Origin of the sequence: Tateyamaria pelophila (assembly GCF_019966495.1) — a bacterium.
Classification (GTDB): Bacteria; Pseudomonadota; Alphaproteobacteria; order Rhodobacterales; family Rhodobacteraceae; genus Tateyamaria; species Tateyamaria pelophila.
Genome location: NZ_JAIMIA010000008.1, coordinates 1 through 20,795, shown reverse-complemented (window position 1 = coordinate 20,795; position 20,795 = coordinate 1). Strand labels below are relative to the sequence as shown.

18 protein-coding genes are annotated in these 20,795 nt (G+C 58.6%); 15 read left to right on the top strand and 3 right to left on the bottom strand.

Going from position 1 to position 20,795, the window contains the following annotated elements:
• Together LC354_RS04490 and LC354_RS04485 are read left to right on the top strand one after the other, a co-directional pair.
• Positions 1 to 945: an ABC transporter permease gene (locus LC354_RS04490; RefSeq protein WP_223421648.1), complete on the top strand. Its 945-nt coding sequence runs from the start codon at positions 1 to 3 to the stop codon at positions 943 to 945.
• Positions 945 to 2,222 carry an amidohydrolase family protein gene (locus LC354_RS04485; protein WP_223421647.1) on the top strand — a complete coding sequence of 426 codons (1,278 nt, stop codon included), beginning with the start codon at positions 945 to 947 and terminating at the stop codon, positions 2,220 to 2,222. The genes LC354_RS04490 and LC354_RS04485 overlap by 1 nt, the downstream gene beginning before the upstream one ends.
• Positions 2,223 to 2,257: 35 nt before the next feature.
• On the opposite strand, the gene LC354_RS04480 is transcribed toward LC354_RS04485, so the two are convergent.
• A complete protein-coding gene (locus tag LC354_RS04480; protein WP_263289320.1) occupies positions 2,258 to 3,277 on the bottom strand; it encodes a zinc ABC transporter substrate-binding protein in 1,020 nt (339 codons plus the stop codon).
• Positions 3,278 to 3,333: 56 nt separating this feature from the next.
• On the opposite strand from LC354_RS04480, the gene LC354_RS04475 reads away from it, so the two are divergent.
• The 3 genes from LC354_RS04475 to LC354_RS04465 are packed head-to-tail and all read left to right on the top strand — an operon-like array spanning position 3,334 to position 5,398.
• Entirely contained in the window at positions 3,334 to 3,852 is a 519-nt protein-coding gene (locus LC354_RS04475) for a Fur family transcriptional regulator (RefSeq protein WP_399202949.1), read from the top strand.
• Positions 3,849 to 4,604 carry an ATP-binding cassette domain-containing protein gene (locus LC354_RS04470; protein ID WP_223421645.1) on the top strand — a complete coding sequence of 252 codons (756 nt, stop codon included), beginning with the start codon at positions 3,849 to 3,851 and terminating at the stop codon, positions 4,602 to 4,604. The genes LC354_RS04475 and LC354_RS04470 overlap by 4 nt, the downstream gene beginning before the upstream one ends.
• Positions 4,604 to 5,398: a metal ABC transporter permease gene (locus LC354_RS04465; protein WP_223421644.1), complete on the top strand. Its 795-nt coding sequence runs from the start codon at positions 4,604 to 4,606 to the stop codon at positions 5,396 to 5,398. Before LC354_RS04470 ends, LC354_RS04465 begins: the two co-directional genes overlap by 1 nt.
• A 2-nt stretch (positions 5,399 to 5,400) precedes the next feature.
• On the opposite strand, the gene LC354_RS04460 is transcribed toward LC354_RS04465, so the two are convergent.
• Positions 5,401 to 6,309 (bottom strand): LysR substrate-binding domain-containing protein, encoded by a 909-nt coding sequence (locus LC354_RS04460; protein WP_223421643.1) that lies wholly within the window; start codon positions 6,307 to 6,309, stop codon positions 5,401 to 5,403.
• Between the two features lie 108 nt (positions 6,310 to 6,417).
• On the opposite strand from LC354_RS04460, the gene LC354_RS04455 reads away from it, so the two are divergent.
• The 9 genes from LC354_RS04455 (at position 6,418) to LC354_RS04415 (ending at position 16,703) form a co-directional block, all read left to right on the top strand.
• Positions 6,418 to 7,479, top strand: a complete 1,062-nt coding sequence (locus LC354_RS04455; protein WP_223421642.1) for a dipeptidase — start codon at positions 6,418 to 6,420, stop codon at positions 7,477 to 7,479.
• A 50-nt stretch (positions 7,480 to 7,529) separates the two neighbouring features.
• Positions 7,530 to 9,125, top strand: a complete 1,596-nt coding sequence (locus LC354_RS04450) for an ABC transporter substrate-binding protein (protein ID WP_223421641.1) — start codon at positions 7,530 to 7,532, stop codon at positions 9,123 to 9,125.
• The gene (locus LC354_RS04445; protein ID WP_223421640.1) at positions 9,126 to 10,187 is read left to right on the top strand and encodes an ABC transporter permease; all 1,062 of its coding nucleotides are present in this window, start codon (positions 9,126 to 9,128) and stop codon (positions 10,185 to 10,187) included.
• Positions 10,188 to 11,096 carry an ABC transporter permease gene (locus tag LC354_RS04440; protein ID WP_223421639.1) on the top strand — a complete coding sequence of 303 codons (909 nt, stop codon included), beginning with the start codon at positions 10,188 to 10,190 and terminating at the stop codon, positions 11,094 to 11,096.
• Positions 11,096 to 11,953 (top strand): ABC transporter ATP-binding protein, encoded by an 858-nt coding sequence (locus LC354_RS04435; protein WP_223421716.1) that lies wholly within the window; start codon positions 11,096 to 11,098, stop codon positions 11,951 to 11,953. Before LC354_RS04440 ends, LC354_RS04435 begins: the two co-directional genes overlap by 1 nt.
• Entirely contained in the window at positions 11,950 to 12,690 is a 741-nt protein-coding gene (locus LC354_RS04430) for an ABC transporter ATP-binding protein (protein WP_223421638.1), read from the top strand. The genes LC354_RS04435 and LC354_RS04430 overlap by 4 nt, the downstream gene beginning before the upstream one ends.
• A gap of 38 nt (positions 12,691 to 12,728) precedes the next feature.
• Positions 12,729 to 14,321: an ABC transporter substrate-binding protein gene (locus tag LC354_RS04425; RefSeq protein ID WP_223421637.1), complete on the top strand. Its 1,593-nt coding sequence runs from the start codon at positions 12,729 to 12,731 to the stop codon at positions 14,319 to 14,321.
• Positions 14,318 to 14,761: a GAF domain-containing protein gene (locus LC354_RS04420; RefSeq protein ID WP_223421636.1), complete on the top strand. Its 444-nt coding sequence runs from the start codon at positions 14,318 to 14,320 to the stop codon at positions 14,759 to 14,761. Before LC354_RS04425 ends, LC354_RS04420 begins: the two co-directional genes overlap by 4 nt.
• A gap of 244 nt (positions 14,762 to 15,005) precedes the next feature.
• On the top strand, positions 15,006 to 16,703 hold the full coding sequence (locus tag LC354_RS04415) for a thiamine pyrophosphate-binding protein (RefSeq protein WP_399202943.1): 1,698 nt from the start codon (positions 15,006 to 15,008) through the stop codon (positions 16,701 to 16,703).
• A gap of 266 nt (positions 16,704 to 16,969) precedes the next feature.
• Here LC354_RS04415 and LC354_RS04410 read toward each other — a convergent pair whose 3' ends face one another.
• Complete coding sequence (locus LC354_RS04410) at positions 16,970 to 20,086, bottom strand: ATP-binding protein (RefSeq protein WP_223421635.1); 3,117 nt, start codon at positions 20,084 to 20,086, stop codon at positions 16,970 to 16,972.
• Positions 20,087 to 20,385: 299 nt separating this feature from the next.
• On the opposite strand from LC354_RS04410, the gene LC354_RS04405 reads away from it, so the two are divergent.
• On the top strand, positions 20,386 to 20,795 hold a 410-nt coding region (locus LC354_RS04405; RefSeq protein WP_223421634.1), incomplete at its 3' end, for a transposase.

The window sequence follows — 20,795 nt, the reverse complement described above, 5'->3', positions numbered from 1 at the left end:
ATGGAGATTATCGAAATCCTGTTCACCGCCAGTTTTTGGGCCGCTGCGATCCGCATCGCCAGCCCGCTGATCTTTGCGACATTGGGCGAGTTGATCTGCGAACGGGCGGGTGTTTTGAACCTTGGCATCGAAGGCATCATGGTCGCCGGCGCATTTGCGGGTTGGATGGCGGTCTATTCCGGCACGGGCCTGTGGGTTGGCGTGTGCGTTGCGATGATTGTTGGCATGGGATTTGGCCTGCTGCACAGTATCCTGACGGTGCCGTTTGGCCTGTCGCAACACGTGGTGGGATTGGGTGTCACCTTGCTGGCAACCTCATCAACGTATTACGCCTATCGGCTCGCCTTGCCAGAGGTCACGAGCCCGCCGAAAATCCAAGCGTTTCAGCCCTATGAGATCCCAATCTTGTCCGATATCCCGCTGCTGGGGCCTGCGCTGTTTTCTCAAACCCCGCTGACCTATCTGGCTTTCATCCTTGTCGCAGTGGTGGCCGTGGTCCTCTACCGTACGCCGCTGGGGCTTGCGGTGCGTGCTGCGGGCGAAAACCCTGCAGCGGTGGCGGCGCAGGGCTTGTCGGTGACGGCGATCCGCATGGGGGCCGTCATGTTCGGCAGCGGATTGATGGCGGTTGGGGGCGCGTTTCTGACGATGTCGGCCTTTGACAGCTTCTTTTTCGAGATGGTGAACGGGCGGGGCTGGATCTGTATTGCGCTGGTCGTGTTCGGGTCGTGGCGTCCGGGCAAAGCACTGTTGGGCGCGGTTCTGTTTGCGGCCTTCGATGCGCTGCAAATCCGGGTGCAGCAGACCAGCCTCGGCACCCAGATCCCATATCAGATTTTCCTGATGATGCCGTACATCCTGTCCATTCTGGCACTGGTCGTCATGTCGCGCCGGGCCGAAGTGCCTGCCGCCCTGATGGTGCCTTTCAACAAAGGAGAACGCTGATGTTCGATCTGATCGTCAAAGGCGGCAGCCTGCCGGACGGGCGGGTCGCCGATATCGGGATCAAGGGCGGCAAGATCACGGCGGTGGATCAACTTGGCGAGGCGCAGGCAGGGCAGATCATCGATGCGACCGGCGATCTGGTCAGCCCGCCCTTTGTGGACCCGCATTTTCACATGGACGCCACGTTGTCATACGGTTTGCCCCGGATCAACGCGTCGGGCACTTTGCTGGAGGGGATCGGCCTTTGGGGCGAGCTCAAGCAGGTCATGACCCATGACGAGGTCGTCGAACGCGCGCTGAGCTACTGCGATTGGGCAGCCAGCATGGGCTTGCTTGCAATCCGGAGCCATGTGGACACCTGCGATGATCGGTTGTTGGGGGTCGAGGCGCTGCTTGAGGTGCGTGACAAGGTCAAAGATTATATCGACCTGCAACTCGTGGCCTTCCCGCAAGATGGATTTTACCGCGATCCGACCGCACGTGCGAACACCATCCGCGCTTTGGATAAGGGCGTCGATATTGTCGGCGGCATCCCGCATTTTGAACGCACCATGGCGGACGGTGCGGCTTCGGTCACCGAGCTGTGTGAGATTGCGGCGGTGCGCGGTTTGCAGGTCGATATGCACTGCGACGAGACGGATGACCCGCTGTCGCGGCATATCGAAACGCTGGCCAACGAGACGCAGCGCCTTGGCCTTCAGGGCCGGGTTGCGGGGTCGCACCTGACCTCGATGCATTCGATGGACAACTATTATGTTTCCAAGCTGCTGCCGCTGATCGCGGAGGCCGAAGTGAACGTGATCCCGAACCCACTGATCAATATCGTGCTGCAAGGGCGGCATGACACGTTCCCGAAACGGCGCGGTCTGACCCGCGTCAAAGAGATGCTGGCCCAGGGGATCAACGTCGGGTGGGGACAGGATTGCGTGCTGGACCCATGGTATTCGCTGGGGACGGCAGACATGCTGGATGTGGCCTTTATGGGACTGCATGTGGCGCAAATGACCAGCCCGCAAGAAATGCGCATATGTTTTGACATGGTGACGACCCACAACGCAAAAACCATGGGCTTGCCCGATTATGGGCTGCATGTGGGGGCCAAGGCGTCGCTGGTGATCCTGGATGCGGGCGCTCCGATCGAGGCGTTGCGCCTACGCGCCACGCGCCTTCATGTGATCGCGAACGGCAAAGTGATCAGCCAGACGCCCAGGCCGGAGGCCACACTGACGCTTGCCGCCCGGCCTGCGTCTGTCCGGAGGCGGCATGAAGCGGACTAGGAAGCCTTGGCCCGCTTATGTTTGCAGCCGTCAGTTCACAAACACTCGGTCAATGTGTCGGCAAGGCTGGCAATAAGCGCGGGATAGAGCGTCGGCCCAAGCTCCAAGCCCGATCCAAGCGGATCGAGGATGCCGGTCTTGGCGTCGGTTCCATCCAGAACGGTATCCACAAGGCCGGGGTTGAACTGCGGTTCCGCCAGAACGCAATTCACGCCTTGGTCCGCAATCCGCGCCCGGATTTCAGCCAAACGTGCCGGGCTTGGATCGGACGCGTCGCTGAGTGAAATGGCACCCGCAGCCGGGAAGTCGAAAGCCACTTCAAAATACTGATAAGCATCGTGAAAGACGATAAACTGTCCACCGCGGAGGGGGGCCAGCTTTGTGTTGACCTGATCGATCAAGGTGTCAATCTCACTGCGACCGGCAGCTGCATTTGCGAAATAAGCCCCTGCGTTGTCCGGATCCGCGGCAGAGAGTTGTGCGGCGATGACATTCAGCCAGGTTGCAGCGTTCTGGGGAGACAGCCAGACATGAGGGTCATGTGCCCCATGGCCGTGATCGTCGTGCCCGGCTTCTTCGTGCGCGTCATGGGCATGTTCTGCGTGGTTGTGCTCTTCGTCGGCATGGGCATCGTGGTCATGCCCTTCGGCCTTTTCGTGATCATGGTCATCATCATCGCCATGGTCATGTCCTTCAAAGAGCGCGTTTTCGCGAAACTCAAGTTCGAGCGTGCCGTCGGCTTCCATCAACGGGGTCGTCGTCGCGTCGGGGGAGAGTGTCTTGAGCGTCTCTTCAAGCCACGGCGTCAAGTCAGGGCCGATCCAAAAGACGAGGTCAGCGTCTTGCAAGGCTGCGGCCTCTGATGGGCGCAGGCTGTATTCATGCGGGCTGGCGCCGGATTGAATGATGAGATCAGGCGCGTCGACACCCTGCATGACACGTGCAACCAGCGAATGAACAGGCGCAATGTCAGCTACGACGCGCGGAACATCTGCGATCGCGGTGCCGCCCATCAGTGAGGCGGTCAAAGTCAGTATCATCAGCTTTCTGGACATCGGTTCACCTATGTGATTTTATAACATTCCACGATGGATAATTAAAATGTAATAACATGACAAGTGAGTCGGATAAAAAAATGCCGGTCCCTGACGCGCCTCTTGGATTTGCGCATCACGATCACACCGCCTGTGTCAGTGACACCTTGGCTGCGGCCGAAGCGCGCTGTGCGCAGGATGGGCTGCGGTTCACGCCCGTGCGCCGCAAGGTTCTGGAGATCTTGTTGCAGGAACATCGGGCGCTCGGGGCCTATGCGATCCTTGATCGGTTGCGCGAAGATGGTTTTGGCTCGCAGCCACCTGTCGCGTATCGCGCCCTTGATTTTCTGGTCCTGAACGGGCTGGCGCACAAGATCGAGCGTTTGAATGCGTTTATCGCCTGCACCCATCCCGGGCAGACCCATGCGCCCGCCTTCATGATCTGCCGCATGTGCGACGCCGTCGCCGAAACACACTCCGCGCCGGGCCGAAGCGCCTTGGGGGATGCGGCCCGCGCGACCGGGTTTCGCATTGAACGCACGGTCGTTGAAGCCGAAGGCGTTTGCCCTTCCTGCGCACTCAAGGCCGACGCATGAGCCTCGTTCACGTCGAAAACCTGAGCGTCAAATATGGCGCCCGGACGGTGCTGTCGCATGTCTCGCTTGATGTGAACCCCGGAGAGATCTTGACCATCGTTGGCCCAAACGGTTCCGGCAAGACCAGCCTGCTGCGTGCGATCATCGGCGCTGTGAAACCGTCTGCGGGACGGGTGACCCGTGGCAAGGGCGTCCGGGTCGGCTATGTCCCGCAAAAGCTGCATATCGATGAGACATTGCCAATGACAGTTGCGCGGTTTCTGAGGCTGCCGGGCGGCGTTGCGTCGTCCGAGATTGATGCGGCATTGTCGCAAGCGGGAGTGCCGGATCTGGCCAAGGCGCAGATGTCGCAATTGTCGGGGGGCCAGTTTCAACGGGTGCTCTTGGCGCGGGCATTGATCGGCAAGCCGGACCTCTTGCTGTTGGATGAAGCGACGCAGGGTTTGGATCAGCGCGGTTCGGCTTCGTTCTATCAGCAGATCGAACAGGTCCGGCAGGACACAGGCTGTGCGGTGCTGATGATCAGCCACGAATTGCATGTTGTCATGAGCGCCTCCGACAGGGTGATTTGCCTGAACGGGCATGTCTGCTGTGAAGGCACGCCGGCGGTTGTCGCCTCCGCGCCAGAATATCGCGCGCTCTTTGGCACGGGAACGGGCGGGGCGTTGGCGCTTTACCGCCACGACCATGACCATGGTCATGATCACGACCATGGCCACGCGCATCACGATCATTCGGAGACGACGCACTGATGTTTGATGATTTCATGGTGCGCGCCGCGTTGGCGGGGATCGGTGTGGCCATTGCCGCGGCTCCCCTGGGCTGTTTCGTGGTCTGGCGACGGATGGCGTATTTTGGCGATGCGACGGCCCATGCGGCTATCCTTGGGGTGGCCCTGTCGCTGGCCTTCTCTATGTCGATCTTCATCGGCACCATAACCGTCGCCTTGCTCATGGCCATGACGGTCAGCTTCTTGTCGGGCCGGGGCTATGCGATGGACACGCTGCTGGGAGTGCTTGCACATTCGGCGCTGGCCTTCGGGCTCGTCGCGGTTTCATTCCTGTCCGGCATCCGGATCGACCTGATGGCCTATCTGTTTGGGGATATTCTGGCTGTCTCACGCGGGGACCTGGCCGTGATCTGGGGTGGGGCGGCGCTTGTCGTGGCGTTGATCGGCTGGCGATGGTCTGCCCTGCTGACGTCCACCCTGAACGAAGATCTGGCCTATGCCAGCGGCATCGACCCGAAACGCGAACAACTGGTTTTGACCTTCGCATTGGCCATTACCGTGGCCGTGGCGATCAAGGTGGTGGGGGTCTTGCTGATCGCTGCCATGCTGATCATTCCGGCCGCTGCCGGGCGCCCCTTGTCCCGGACACCCGAAGGGATGGCACTGGCCGCTGGCGTGATCGGCATCTTGTCCGTCACGATTGGTCTGCGCGCGGCTTTTGTGCTGGATACACCCGCCGGTCCGTCCATCGTTTGCGTCGCGGCGCTGGTGTTCTTACTGTCCAGCCTGCTCAAGGGTCTCGTTCCTGCCCGCTAGACTCAGGCCTTGTCGGTAAAGGGTGTCTTGAGGGTGTGAAGGCGCAAATGTCGGATGAAGGCACGCGCGATGGCGGGTGTCGGCGCATGTTCGGATGTCACGAAATAGGTGCTGTATTTGATCGGAGAGTCAAAAAGGCGAAAGCTGACATCGTCAGACCTGTATTGCGCAACGGGGAAGGGGTTCACGACTGTGACGCCCAGACCCTCCCGGACCAGATCGACAGCTGCAAAGGATGTGGAGGCTTCGGCAACGATGCGGGGCACGCTGCGCACGTTTGTCAGAACCTTGTCAAGCTGCGCGCGCCGGGCGTGGCGATGGCTCAGCGCGATCAATCGTTGCCCGTGCAGGTCTTGTGGTCGGATGACCTCCAGCGCGGCCAGCGGATGCGCGTCCGGGATTGCGCAAGCGGCCGTAGCAACACGGTAAGGTGTCAGCGTTACACCTTCGCGCGACATCTCGACCCCCATGAGGCCAAGATCAAAGCGCTGCTCTTGAATACTGCGGATGATTTCCTCGGACGAGGCGACTTCGAGGCTGACAAAGAAATGCGGGTTGGCCGTCAGGAAGGTCGCGATGTGGTGCACCAGAAATCGATGGGCATACGTTGGGGGCGCAATCAGCCTGAGGGTCTCCTGTGCCGGTTCCGGTGGGCCGTCGATACGGTCGAGAGCCTCGAAAAGGGGGTCCAGTCGTTTGTTCAGGCGCGCGGCTTCGGAGGTTGGCCGCAATCTGCCGCCGTCACGCTCAAAAAGGAGGCGCCCCAAACGGGCCTCGAGACTGGAAATGGACCGGCTGACCGCAGATTGCGACAGGCCCAGACGCACGGCGGCCTTGGACGTTGTTCCGCTTTCCATCAACGCACGCAGGGCTTCGTACTCCGGAAGGCTGTGCCATGTTCTTTCCGCCATCGGACCCTCTGCAATAATCTCATAGCTCCATGAGCTTTTATCATCGAATACGGAGTCGTCTATGAGAAAATATGACGTAAGCTGCCCGCAAGTTGGAGTGTGCATACTTTGGAAACAAAATCTGGTCCTGCCATTTTTGATGGCCACAACGATGTCTTGCTCAAATTATTTCAGGAAGGCGGCTTGTCCGCATCCGAGAGCTTTTTGACCGGGCGTGACGGTGCCATCGATATTCCATCCGCCCGGGCCGGTGGCTTTGGAGGTGGCTTTTTCGCGGTCTATGTGCCCTCACCGATGGATCGGGATTTCAAATTCGAAGAAATGATGAAGCCTACCTATGACCTGCCTTTGCCGGATCCTATCGACTGGGAAGATGCGTTTCCGGTGGTCATGGCGCAGGCGGCGATCCTGTTTGATCTTGAGCGACGCGGAGCGCTTTCCATCTGTCGGACCAGTGCTGACATCCGGGCAGCCTTGGCCAGCGGGAAAATGGCCGCGATCTTTCATATCGAAGGCGCGGAGGCCATTGACCCTGATTTTCACACGCTCGAAGTGCTTTATCAGGCCGGTTTGCGGTCCATCGGGCCGGTCTGGAGCAGAACGACAATCTTTGGCCATGGCGTGCCGTTCCGGTACCCAAGCTCCGGCGATATCGGGGCAGGGCTGACGGATCATGGCCTTCGGCTCGTCAGGCGCTGTGATGAGATGAACATCATGCTGGATCTGTCGCATCTGAACGAGGCCGGGTTCTGGGATGTTGCGCGCCATTCCACCAAGCCGCTCGTCGCCACCCATTCCAACGCATGCGCGATCTGCCCGCACTCGCGGAACCTGACAGACAAACAGTTGGCGGCCATTCGCGAGAGCGATGGTATGGTTGGCTTGAACTTCGCCGTGGCCTTTCTGAGGTCGGACGGACGAATGCTGCCTGATGTGCCCTTGGAACAAATGCTGAGGCATCTCGATCACCTGATCGAACATTTGGGCGAAGACCGGGTCGGGTTCGGGTCGGATTACGACGGGGCAATTGTGCCCGAGGGGCTCACCTCTTGTGCAGAACTGCCCGAATTGAGGCACGCGATGGCGCAAAATGGCTATGATGATGCGCTGATGGCAAAACTTTGCCACGAGAACTGGCTGCGTGTGCTGGAAAAAACGTGGGGGGAATAACTCCCAAAGCCAGAACAGACGAATGAAATGCAACAGGAGAGGTTCTGAAAATGAATGCCTTTAACAGACTACTGACGAGTGCGGCGATCTGCCTTGCTGTCGGGGTTACGTCCTTTACCGCCCATGCTGAAACGCCGGCCAATATGCTTGTCATTGCGCACCGCATTGACGACGTCACAACCGTTGATCCCGCCGAGAGCTTTGAATTTGCGGGCTCCGATATCAGCCGCAATGTTTATGGTCGGTTGGTCAATCTTGACCCGAACGATCTGGCTGCCGGGTATCAACCCGATCTGGCCGAAAGCTGGACAGTGTCCGAAGACGGCAAGACGATTACCTTCACCATGCGTGAGGGCGTCACATTCCATTCAGGCAACCCTGTCACAGCCGAAGATGCCGCGTTTTCGCTGCAACGTGCTGTGATCCTGAACAAGACGCCGGCCTTCATCCTGACGCAGTTCGGCTTCACGCCCGAAAACGTGACCGAGACGATCAAGGCCGATGGCAACCAGCTGATGATCACGACGGACAAGAAATATGCGACGTCCTTCGTGCTGAACTGTCTGACCGCCACCATCGGCGGCATCGTCGACAAGCAAGTCGTCATGGCCAATGAGGTCGACGGCGACATGGGCAACACCTGGCTCAAGACCAATTCGGCAGGCTCGGGCCCCTACAAGCTGGACAGCTGGAAGCCGAACGAGAGTGTCACGCTGTCTTCGAACCCAGACTATTACGGCGGTGCGCCCGCGATGGAGCGCGTGATCGTGCGCCACGTCATTGAGAGCGCCTCGCAGCGGTTGTTGCTGGAACGTGGCGATATCGATATCGCGCGCAACCTCAACCCCGAAGATATCGCCGGTGCGTCCTCTGCCGATGGTGTCGTGATTGCGGACGAACTGAAGGGCCGTTTGATGTATCTGGCGCTGAACCAGAAGCATCCTGAACTGTCCAAGCCAGAGGTCCGTCAGGCGTTCAAATACCTGATCGACTACGAAGGTATGCGCGACAGCTTCCTCAAGGGGCAGTACACGATCCACCAGAACTTCCTGCCCGCGACCTATCTGGGTGCCTCCGACGAAAACCCGTTCACGTACAACATCGAGAAGGCCAAGGAACTGCTGGCCGCCGCGGGTGTCGAGAACCTCGAAGTCGAGATTGGCGTGCGCGAAGCACAAGAGCGGATCGAGATTGGCCAATCCTTCCAGAACGCTGCCGCGCAGGCTGGCATCAAGGTGAACATCACCGTCGGCACGGCCGCGCAAATCCTGGGCCGTTACAGGGCGCGTGAACTGGATGTGTATCTGGGTGCCTGGGGTCCGGACTATCCTGATCCACAGACCAACGCGGGCACGTTTGCCTACAATCCCGACAACTCGGACGAAGCGAACGCGACAGGCCTTCTGGCATGGCGCACCGGTTGGGATACGGGCGGGCTGACCGAAAAGGTCGAGGCCGCTGTGACCGAGGGTGATCGGGATACGCGCGTCCAGATGTACCTCGATATCCAGGAGGAGTTCCGTGAAATCTCCCCCTTCGTGATGATGTTCCAGCAGATCGAGCAATCGGCCCTGCGCGACAACGTCAAGAATTGGTCTACAGGTCAGGCTGTGACCGCCGCTGCGTACTGGCAGGTCACCAAGTAAATGGCGCTGACCGACAACAACACCGAGAGGCGCCCCCGGGGGCCTCTTTTTCCGCAATGGATAAAGACCACGGCGATGACCCTCAGCTCGATCGCGGTGACGCTGCTGGGTCTGTTGTTCATCACCTTCATTATCGGTCGGGTCATGCCGATTGACCCGGTGTTGGCCATTGTGGGCGAGCGGGCGTCGCAATCCACCTATGACGCCGTGTACCTTGAGCTTGGCCTCGACAAGCCGCTGATCGTGCAATTCCTCTATTATATCTGGGACGTGATCCACCTTGATTTTGGCATCTCCCTGTTGAACGCGCGGCCCGTTGCCGAAGACATTGCGCGCGTCTTCCCAGCCACGCTCGAGCTTGCCACTTTGGGCATTATCATTGGCATCGTTCTGGGCGTCCCGCTGGGCGTGTTGGCCGCCGTACGCAAGGGATCGTGGATTGATCAGGTGGCGCGTGTTCTGGCCCTCGTGGGTTATTCGATGCCGATCTTCTGGTTGGGTCTGATGGGCCTGCTGGTGTTTTACGGCATTCTCGGCTGGGTCGGCGGACCGGGCAGGGTGGGTATCTTCTACGTCGATGTCGTGCCAAGCGTCACGGGTCTGATCCTTGTTGACGCGGCGCTCGACGGCAACTGGGACGTTTTCAAAGACGCATTCAGCCATATCATTCTGCCTGCTTCGCTGCTGGGCTACTTCTCGCTGGCCTATATCAGTCGCATGACGCGTTCGTTCATGCTGGAACAGCTGAGCGCGGAATATGTCACGACCGCCCGCGTGAAGGGTATGTCGGAATGGGACGTGGTGTGGAAACACGCGTTCAAGAACATTCGCGTGCAATTGATCACCGTGATCGCGCTGAGCTACGCAAACCTGCTGGAAGGGTCCGTGTTGACCGAGATTATCTTTTCCTGGCCGGGCATCGGCAGCTATATCACCACCGCCCTTCTGAGCGCGGATATGAACGCTGTTCTGGGCGGGACGGTCGTGGTGGGGCTGATCTTCATCCTGCTCAATATCTTCTCTGACCTGCTCTACAAGGTCTTTGACCCGAGGGCCAAATAGATGGCCGAACACTACTTGCGCGCGTGGTTGCTGACAGACACGCCAACCTCGCGGCGGCATGCCAAAATGTCGGCGCTCTATCAGGGCTGGCTGTCGTTTCGATCCAACACGATGGCGATGATCGGTTTGATCATTCTGCTGTTGTTGGTCCTGATCGCGGCGGCCGCACCGCTGATCTCTCCGCATGATCCGTTTGTGCAGGATCTTGGCAACCGGCTGGCACCCTTGGGCACGCCGGGTCATATCTTTGGTACCGACAGTCTAGGGCGGGATATCCTGTCGCGGCTGATTTATGGCGCGCGGATCACGCTGTATATCGTGGCCTTGGTGGCGTTGATTGCACCAGTGGTCGGGCTGCTGGTGGGCACGGTGTCCGGTTATGTCGGGGGGTGGGTCGATGTCGTCCTGATGCGGATCACTGATATTTTTCTGGCCTTTCCCCGGCTGGTTCTGGCCCTCGCCTTTGTGGCGGCACTGGGGGCAGGGATTGAAAATGCCGTGCTCGCGATCTCGCTGACCGCATGGCCGCCCTATGCGCGAATTGCACGGGCCGAGACGCTGACGATCCGGTCCTCCGACTATATCTCTGCCATCCAGTTGCAGGGGGCAGGGGCGCTGCGGATCATCACCAAACATATCTGGCCGCTGTGCATTTCATCCCTGATCGTGCGGGTGACGCTTGATATGGCAGGGATTATTCTGGCGGCGGCAGGCCTTGGCTTCCTGGGTCTGGGCGCGCAACCGCCCAGCCCGGAATGGGGCGCAATGATCTCGGAGGGGCGGCGGTTCATCCTTGATCACTGGTGGGTGGCCACCATGCCGGGCCTTGCAATCTTTACCGTGTCTCTGGCCTTCAACCTGCTGGGTGACGGGCTGCGCGATGTGCTTGATCCGAAGGCGGGTGAATGATGGAAAACCTTCTGGATGTTGAAAACCTGTGGGTAAAGTTCCCGACCCGTCAGGGTGTGTTTGACGCGGTGCGCGGTGTGTCCTTTTCGCTTGGCCGGGAACGGCTTGGCATCGTCGGCGAAAGCGGATCGGGCAAGTCGATGACCGGCCGCGCAATCCTGCGCTTGATCCGATCACCAGGTATCGTCGCGGCGGACCATATCAATCTGGATGGCGTCGACCTGCTCAAAAAAACTGAAAAGGAAATGCGCGCCGTCCGCGGTCGGCGGATTTCGATGGTGATGCAGGACCCGAAGTTCTCGCTGAATCCGGTGACAACCATTGGCGATCAGATCATCGAAGCCTACAGGCTGCACAACAAGACCTCCAAATCCGAAGCCTATGCCAAGGCGATCGAGATGCTGAACGCCGTGTCGATCCGCGACGCCGAGCGCGTGATGCGCGCCTATCCGCACGAAATGTCCGGCGGCATGGGGCAACGGATCATGATCGCGATGATGCTGATCCCGAACCCTGAAATTCTGATCGCGGATGAACCCACGAGCGCGCTGGATGTGTCGGTGCAGCGGCAGGTTCTCGACATTATGGACGGGTTGGTCAAGGAACGCGGCATGGGTCTGATCTTCATCAGTCATGACCTTAACCTTGTGGCTGATTTTTGCGACCGCGTGCTGATCATGTATGCCGGTCGGATCGTCGAGGTCTGTGAGGCGAACAAACTTCACGAGGCCAAGCACAGCTATACACGCGGGTTGCTGAACTCTCTGCCCCGGCTCGATGCGCCGCGCGACCGGCTGGAGGTGCTGAAACGGGACCCGGCGTGGTCTGAAGCACCCAGCGTGAGTGGTCGCGTATGAACATGCTGGAAATTGAAAACCTTGACGTCTGGTTTGGCACCGCCCGTAATCGCGTGGAGGCCGTGAAAGCGGCCATATTCGACGTGGCACAGGGCGAAAGCTTTGGGCTGGTCGGGGAAAGCGGATCGGGAAAATCAACGATCCTGCGGGCGATCACCGGGCTTGCACCCAACTGGTCGGGCCGCATCACCGTGCAGCAGACGGCACTTACGAAAAAACGGCCAAAGGCATTTTTCAAGACGGTACAGATGGTGTTCCAAGACCCCTATGCATCATTGCATCCGCGTCATTCCGTGGATCAGGTACTGGGCGAAACGTTGCACTTGCACGGTTTCAAACAAATTGACGCACGTGTCGTCAAGCTGTTGGATGATGTGGGGCTGGGCCAAAAATTCCGCTTTCGCTATCCGCACCAACTGTCGGGCGGGCAGAGACAGCGCGTGGCGATTGCACGGGCGCTGGCTCCGGAACCTGCGCTCCTGCTGTTGGACGAGCCGACCTCGGCGTTGGATGTTTCGGTGCAAGCGGAAATTTTGAACCTGCTGGCCGATCTCCGGCAGGAACATAAGTTGACTTATTTGATGGTCTCCCATGATCTGTCTGTGGTGGGTCACATGTGTGACCGGCTGGCCGTGATGAAGGACGGTGAAATTGTCGAGATTATGGATGTGGCCGCCTTGCAGCGCATGGAAGCTACGCATCCTTATGCGCAGCATTTGCTGCAAGCGTCGATTTAAGGGCGCGATGATTTGAAACTCTGCCTTGGAGGACTTTGATGTCTCATCTGAAATCTGTTCTGGCGGCAAGCCTTTTGGCAGGCACGCTCGCGCTTACCCCGGTTTGGGCGGAAACGCCGCCCAACATGCTGGTCGTGGCACAAAACATCGACGACATCGTGACGATTGACCCGGCCTCGGCCTATGAGTTCAGCTCGGGCGAGTACGTGGCGAATACCTACGACACGCTGGTGCGGTACGATGCGATGGACACCACTGTGCTGGCTCCGGCGCTGGCAACGGATTGGACCGTCGACGCCGATGCAAAAACGGTGACGTTCACCCTGCGCGACGGGGTGACGTTTCATTCCGGGAATCCGCTGACAGCGGAAGATGTGCTTGGCTCATGGACCCGGGTGGTCGCACTTGATAAAGCGCCGTCTTTCATCCTGACCCAACTCGGTTGGACCGCGGAAAACATCGCCGAAATGGTCACGACCGACGGCAACACAATCACTGTGCGCTACGTTGGAGATTTCGCCCCGTCTTTCGTGTTGAACGTGTTGGCCGCACGCCCTGCGTCCGTCGTTGATATGAAAACCGTCATGGCCAACGAGGTCGACGGGGATATGGGCCACGCGTGGATGAACAATAATTCCGCAGGCACCGGCCCGTTCAGCCTGGCCAGCTATCGCCCGGCTGAAATTCTGATTCTTCAGGCAAATCCGGATTATTATCAGGGTGCGCCCGCGATGGACCGCGTGGTGATTCAGCACAACCCCGAAGGGTCTTCGCAACGCCTGCAGCTTGAAGCAGGCGACGTCGATATGGCCAAAAACCTCGATCCCAACCAGGTCAGTGGCTTGGCGGGCGCCGAAGGCGTGGTTGTCGAGACATATCCGCAGGCGGCGGTACATTGGGTGTCGTTCAATCAAAAGGTCGATGCGCTGACCGACCCGGCAGTGTGGGAAGCAGCGCGCTATCTGGTGAATTACGAAGGCATGGCCGACAGCCTGCTTAAAGGGCAGATGAAGGTGCATCAGGCGTTTTGGCCTGATGGGTTCCCCGGTGCGTTGACAGATACGCCCTACAGCTATGACGCCGAAAAGGCGCAGCAAATTCTGGCTGAGGCCGGGGTCGAACTGCCGATCAACGTGACGCTAGACGTGATCTCTGCCGCGCCGTTTGTGGACATGGCGCAATCCTTGCAGGCCTCGTTTGCGGAAGGTGGGATCAACCTTGAGATCGTTGCGGGCACCGGCGCGCAGGTCATCACCAAATACCGTGCCCGGACGCATGAGGCGATGCTGCTCTATTGGGGTCCTGACTTCATGGACCCGCATTCCAATGCCAAGGCCTTTGCCTACAATGCCGACAATTCGGACGACAAATACGCTTCGACTACCACATGGCGCAATGCGTGGATGCCCCCGGCTGAAATGAACGCCAAGACGATGGCGGCCTTGGGCGAGCAGGACGCGGAGAAGCGGTTGGAGATGTATCTTGAACTGCAACAGGAGACCCAGGCTGAAGCCCCCTATGTCATCATGTTCCAGGCGATCAAGCAGGTCGCAATGCGTGATAATATCAAGGGCTTCGTCAACGGCGCGACCTCGGATTACGTCTTTTATCGTCTGGTCGAAAAGGAATGACCACGACACCGCCCCCCGAAGAAATCTTTCGCGCCCTGCATGCGCAAACAGGGGGGCGGTTGTTTACCGTGACTGTTCTGGATCGCGCTGCGGGTCTTGCGCGGCGCGTTTTTTCATCGCATCCAGAGGCCTATCCCGTCTCTGGCACCAAACTTATGGCGCAGGGCGCGTGGACGACGCAGGTGGTCGAACGCGGCGAGATTTTCGTCGCCAACACGGTCCCTGAATTCGCGATCTATTTTCCGGATCATGCCTTGATTGAAAGCCTTGGCTGCGGCTCCGCGCTGAATATCCCGGTGAAGACGGACGCAGTGATCGGAACGGTCAACATCCTTGACGCGGCACATTATTTCTCACCGCAAAAGATCGCATCATGTCAGGCGGCTTGCGCGCAAAGCAGCACTGAGTTGGTAAACGCGATGGAAAGCTACGCGTTTTGAACCGTGTCAGTCCTGCGATTGTCATCACGGTGCGTCCGCTGCCTCACTGATTATGGGTAGCCAATTGTGGGGTCTGCTTGCACAACCATTCAACAGTCCTGAAAACAGATCAGATGTCGCATATTGATGGCTCGGTCGTCGTCTTCTTGGTGAGCGGGCGGACAAGCTATGTCACTGTAGACATGAAAGACGATTGGAGCGGCCTGAACGCGCTTACGGCAAGACAGGAAGGAACAGACAAAGAATGACCGAAATGCAGACACCACGCACGGGCGGACATGTTCTCGCTGACCAACTCAAGATATTGGGAGCAGATACGGTTTTTTGTGTTCCGGGAGAGAGCTTTCTTGGCCTTCTGGACGGCCTGCATGATCACGCCGACAGCATCAAGACCATCGTGTGCAGGCAGGAGGGCGGGGCGGCCAATATGGCGGATGCCTATGCCAAACTTACCGGCAAGCCGGGCATTTGTGCCGTGACCCGCGGGCCGGGGGCGACCAATGCTTCGAATGGGGTCCACACCGCGTTTCAGGATTCAACTCCCATGATCCTCTTGATCGGGCAAGTTGGCCGCTCAATGGTGGATCGGGAAGCCTTTCAGGAAATGGATTACCGGCAGGTTTTCGGACAGATGGCCAAATGGGTGGCGCAAATAGATGATGCCGCCCGCATTCCGGAATACATGTCCCGTGCCTGGAAAACGGCCCTGTCCGGGCGCCCCGGACCCGTTGTGCTGGCACTGCCGGAAGATATGCTGTCAGAGACGGTTTCGGTTGCCGACCTGACCCCGCACCCGGTGCCGCAACCGTCGCCGGACCCGGAGTTGATCGCGGATCTTGGCGCCCGTTTGGCCAAGGCGCAAAAACCACTTTTGTTGGTGGGCGGACCGGGCTGGAGCGCGCAGGTCGCGCAGGATGCAGCAGCTTTTGCCGAACGCACCGGCCTGCCGGTCGCCACGAGTTTCCGCTGTCAGGATTACATCGACAACGATCATCCCAACTATGTGGGCGTGCTCGGGATCGCGCCTTTGCCGAATTTGCGCAAACGCATCGCCGAAGAGGTCGATCTGCTGATCGTTGTCGGGTCCCGGCTGGGCGAGATGACGACGCAAGGCTATGAAGTGATCAATATTCCGGAGCCGCAGATGGATTTTGTGCATATTCATCCCAGTGGCGAAGAGCTGGGCCATGTCTATAACCCGACAGTGGCGATCCAGTCCGGCGCGCCCGCGTTTTTTGCAGCCCTTGCAGTCTTGCCAGATGGAGATGGCAAGGTCCGTTGGGCCGAATGGGTTGCCCTGCAACGCGCTGAATACGAGGCGTTTCAACACCCGACGGACGTACCCGGCACGCTGAACATGGCCAAAGTGATCCGGCACATAACCGACACGATGCCAAAGGATACGATCCTGACGAACGGGGCAGGGAATTACACCGTCTGGCCGCACCGTTTTCACCGCCATTGCCGCTATCGCACACAATTGGCGCCCACAAGCGGATCAATGGGCTACGGCGTCCCCGCCGCCGTGTCCGCCAAGATCACCGCGCCCGACCGGCCCGTCATTTCCATCTCGGGGGACGGTTGTTTTCTGATGGCCGCACAGGAAATGGCGACGGCCCGGATGTATGATGCCGATGTCATCTATCTGGTCGTCAACAACGGCATGTTGGGCACAATCCGGATGCATCAGGAACGCAATCATCCGGGCCGCAAAATGGCGACGGACCTGTTCAATCCGGATTTCGTGGCATACGCGGCGTCGTTTGGTGTGTCTGGCGAACGCGTGGATACAACGGAGGCCTTTCCCGCTGCCTTGGAGCGGGCTCGCACCGCACAAGGCGGATACCTGATCGAACTGGTTGTAGACCCCGAAGCATTGACACCCACGCAAACACTCAGCCAAGCGACGGAACAAGGACGCAGCAGCGCCAAAGCCGACTGAATGCTTGATGCGCATTCCCTATAACCGGGATAACGACCCTGATGATGTGACGCATTATAAGTGTCCCGTAAGTATCAAGAAATAATAGATAAACCAGATTATATACTGGCACATTCATTTTGGATTGCATCACTGGATAAATTTCTGAGGCAATCTAAACTGAATATGCACTATTACACTAAAAATATCAGATAAGTATTGTTATGTTAAAAAAGGCGAAACCGGACTAGACCACAGTTTCAGAAAGTGCTCTCAGAATGGTGTCGTCAGGAGTTCAAAAAGGTTCGTACATGATTAGTGAGGGTGTCGAATTCCTGTTGCTCAAATAGTGTCAGCGCAGTCTGGAAGTGGGCCTGAGCTTTGGCGCGCCTCCCGCGCGCCTTGGCAACAAGACCGCGCCCCATTTCTATCCGCGCGCGGTGGAAGCCGTCGGGAAAATCGAACTCTCGATCGAGGCGATCATAAATCTCGCTGGCCATGCGAACAGACTGCATCCTTAACTTCATGGCCATCGGCATTTCTGCAAGCGCAAGCTGAGGTATCGGCGTCGGGCTTGGAAACACGCCGCGTATCGTCAGTAAAAGCTCGGCCTTCTTGATGAAAAACTGTGCGCGCAGACCGCGTTCGACCCCACCTTCCATGCGCGCTTCGGCACGCTCCAGTCGCGCCCAGCCAGCGCGAATTTCTCCGTTTATGAAATGCACGCTCGCAGAATAGAATGCCGTCACGACGGCCACCGAAATATCACCGCATTCAACCCGCTTTTTGTAAACCTCTTCGAGGAAATCACTGGTGATCGTCTTGTCCCCGGTCAACAGCCGCGCGCCGAGGTTGAGCACCTGCGCAGTTGTATAGTCGAAGGTTCCGGGCAGTGCGTTGCGCATGCTGTGTGCCGTGGCCTCTTTGACGGCGGGGTAATCTTCGACCATGGTCAGCAAAAGCGCGCGGGACCATTCGCCAAAGGTAAAAGCGCGGCTGTCATTGTGATCGCGGCCGTATTGCACCATTTGTTCGACCAACTCGGCGCACTTGCGTGTGTCGCCGAGCCTGCGATAGCAGGTCGACATTTCATAAAACCGGAGCAGCGCCATGTGCGGATCCTGAGCCGACTCTGCATAGGCGCGGGTTTCTTCAAACAGCCGCAGAACATCTTCAAGCTCACCGTCATCAGAGTCGTTTAGCACGTCCATCTTGACGGTTTTGGCCACCGCCATCGCGTTTTCGTCGCCATCTTCCTCCGCGATGGCAAGGGCCTTCTCCACCTGCTGCATGGCGGCGTCGAACTGGCCAATCTCATTGCTCCCCTTCGCCTGCATGGTCAGGCAGATCGACAAGGGGCGGCGATCTCTCAGGCGCGACAGCCGGTCCATCTGTTTCTCTGTCAGGGTGATCAGCTTTTTCCAATCGCCCGCAATATCGAGCACGCGGCAATAGGTCATCATGAGATCCGCGTAGAGGTCATCGGGGATCGAAACATCGGGCGTATCCAAAAGCACTTCCGCCCGGCCCAAATGCGCCAGACAAGCATCAAGCGCATAGACCTGCCAAGCCGATTTGGCGGACTTCGTGTAATATGCAATGGCCTGTTCCGGCATCCCAGCGCGGTCGAAATGCGTGGCCACGTTGGGCGCCAGATCATCCCTGATATCGGCTTCTGTTTCCAGCAGGATCTCTGCGGCGCGCAGGTGCATCTGCTGCGCCTCCAGACTTGGAATGCTCCGTTCAATCGCATCCTGGATCAGGACGTGCGCAAAACGCTGATGCTCGGTGTTGGGGGCGGCATCGATCAGCCCATGTGTTGCGGCCACATCAAAGACGCGCGCGGCGGCTTCCGGACTGCCCGTGATGTGCTCAAGATGTCGTTTCTTGATGACCCGGCCAATGATGGCGGCCTGTTTCAACGCAGCCTTGTCTTCCGAGGCCAGCTTGTCAAAGCGGCTGAAAACTAGGTTCTGGATCGACCCGCCCGTCACACCGGGTGGCAATGTCAATTCTGTGTCGGACGCCTGTTCCGGTGTCAGGTGGCGCACCAGTTCTTCGGCAAACAGCGGATTGCCTTCGGATTTTTCGAAAATTATCCGCTTGACCGTATCGGAGGCCGAGAGATCGGAAAACGCAGAGTCGATCAACGCGGCGATATCTGCCTCGGTCAACGGGCCAACGCGCAAGGTGGACACAAGTTCTGGAGGAATACCAAGGGTTTCGGGTTCACGGCTGGTCAGCAAGAGGCGCGTTCCGGGATCCGCTTCGGAAAAGAGGCCGGCGACCAGTTCGCGGCTCAGGGGATCCAGCCAATGGATGTCCTCGATCACCAGTCGCCGCTGGATATCCGCCGATAAGGCACGCAATAGGGCGTTGATCTGGCGCCGGATATCAAGTGCGTTGTTGGGTTCGGCCCGTTCGACCGCCCGCATACCGGAGCGCGAGAGCATGTCGATCAGATCCGTGTTCGGCGCTTCTCCGGCGGGCAGCAGGTTGCGCATCCAATCGGACAAGTGCTCGGTACTCGCGATTTCGTCCACTGCCGCCGCGTCGCGGATCAGGTTCAAAACGGGTCGCAAGGACGCCTGCGCGTCGCCCGGAGTACAATAGGCGATCGCGACCTTCAGGGTGGCTGGCAAGGCGTCAAGGGTTTGACGCACCATGCGCGATTTTCCGATCCCGGCGGGGCCGTTGACCAAAAAGGCCGTGGGGGACGATGCCTGCGACGTCAGCCAGTCGCTGAGTTGCGCGATCTCCGCGGTACGCCCGACATAATCGGCAGAACTGCGGGCCAGACGGGCATCGAGATTTGACTTACGCTCCAGCACCTCCACCAAGCGATATATATTCTGTGGTGTTTCGATCCCCTTCAACATTTCCGCGCCGACGAAGTCGGTTTTCACAAAACCTTCGATTTCATCAATGACGGATTGCGAACAATAGATCTCGCCGGGCGGCGCCAAGGTCTGTACCCGTGCTGCAATGTTCACGGCGCTGCCCAGGGCATTGAGTTTGAGACTGTCCGCGACCCCGAGGGCGGCCACCAGAACCTCACCGCCCGCTATGCCAATTCGTATTTCCGGAGAGACCCCGAATCTGGTCCGGATTTCGTTCTGTTCCGCCATCAGATCGGATTGTAATTTCACGGCCGCACGGCAGGCATTCAATGTCGCATCTTCGATCGCGACGGGGGCGCCGAAAATGGCGAAAACACTGTCGCCCGCAAAATTGACCGGATAGCCGCCAAAAGCTTCAATCGTTTCGACAGCCTGTTTTACAACTTCTTCAATGACCAAAAACGCCTGCTCTGGCCCGATTTTTTCGGTCAGCGCAGTCGAGCCGACCAAATCCAGCATAAAGCTCGCAATCCAGCGTTTTTCTCCGGTTATGATCTTGTTCACATTGCCTTCCGTCACCTTGCAGACCGGATTTTGGGCTGCGCTTCTCTTGAGTCTTTTCAGGGCCCGAAATCGCCCCCGTTCGTTTGTTCCCGACGCACCACGGGATGATAGGTTACAAAAAAGTTAACGAGTCTAAGAATTGTCTGCTACCGTAACATGAATCAATGACCGGCAATTACACTCATTGGGGGTAGCTATTTTGCAGCCCGCATTCCCCAAGTAGATCTCTGATTTCGCTGTCTTGAACGTGATATTTTCTATATATATCATGGCGTTGGTTGCTGCGGAGGATGTGTTTCATGGATCACCCAGAGGGTGCGGGCTTGCAGCGGGCAGATCGTGTGGATTTTGACCCTCGCGTGCGGCTGGAATTCCGGGGCGCTCAGCTCAGTTCGGATGGCGGCCTTCTGGTGATGCGCGAGCTTGATGACGCGCTCGGTCTGTCCAATCTGGCGTCTGCTGCCCTGTGCGATAATCGCCGTGGCAAGAACACGATCCACCGGCTCGACGGGCTGTTTCGGCAATCGGTCTACGGCCGGTTGGCAGGATACGGGGACGTCAATGACGCCGACCGTCTCGCGCTCGATCCCGTGATGCGCCAGGTTGTCGGTGGCCGTGCCGTCGATGCGCATGCCGCATCCACGTCGCAGATGGGCCGGTTCGAGACCGAGGGACTGGCGACCGCAGAGAACCGGGCGGCTCTGTCTGA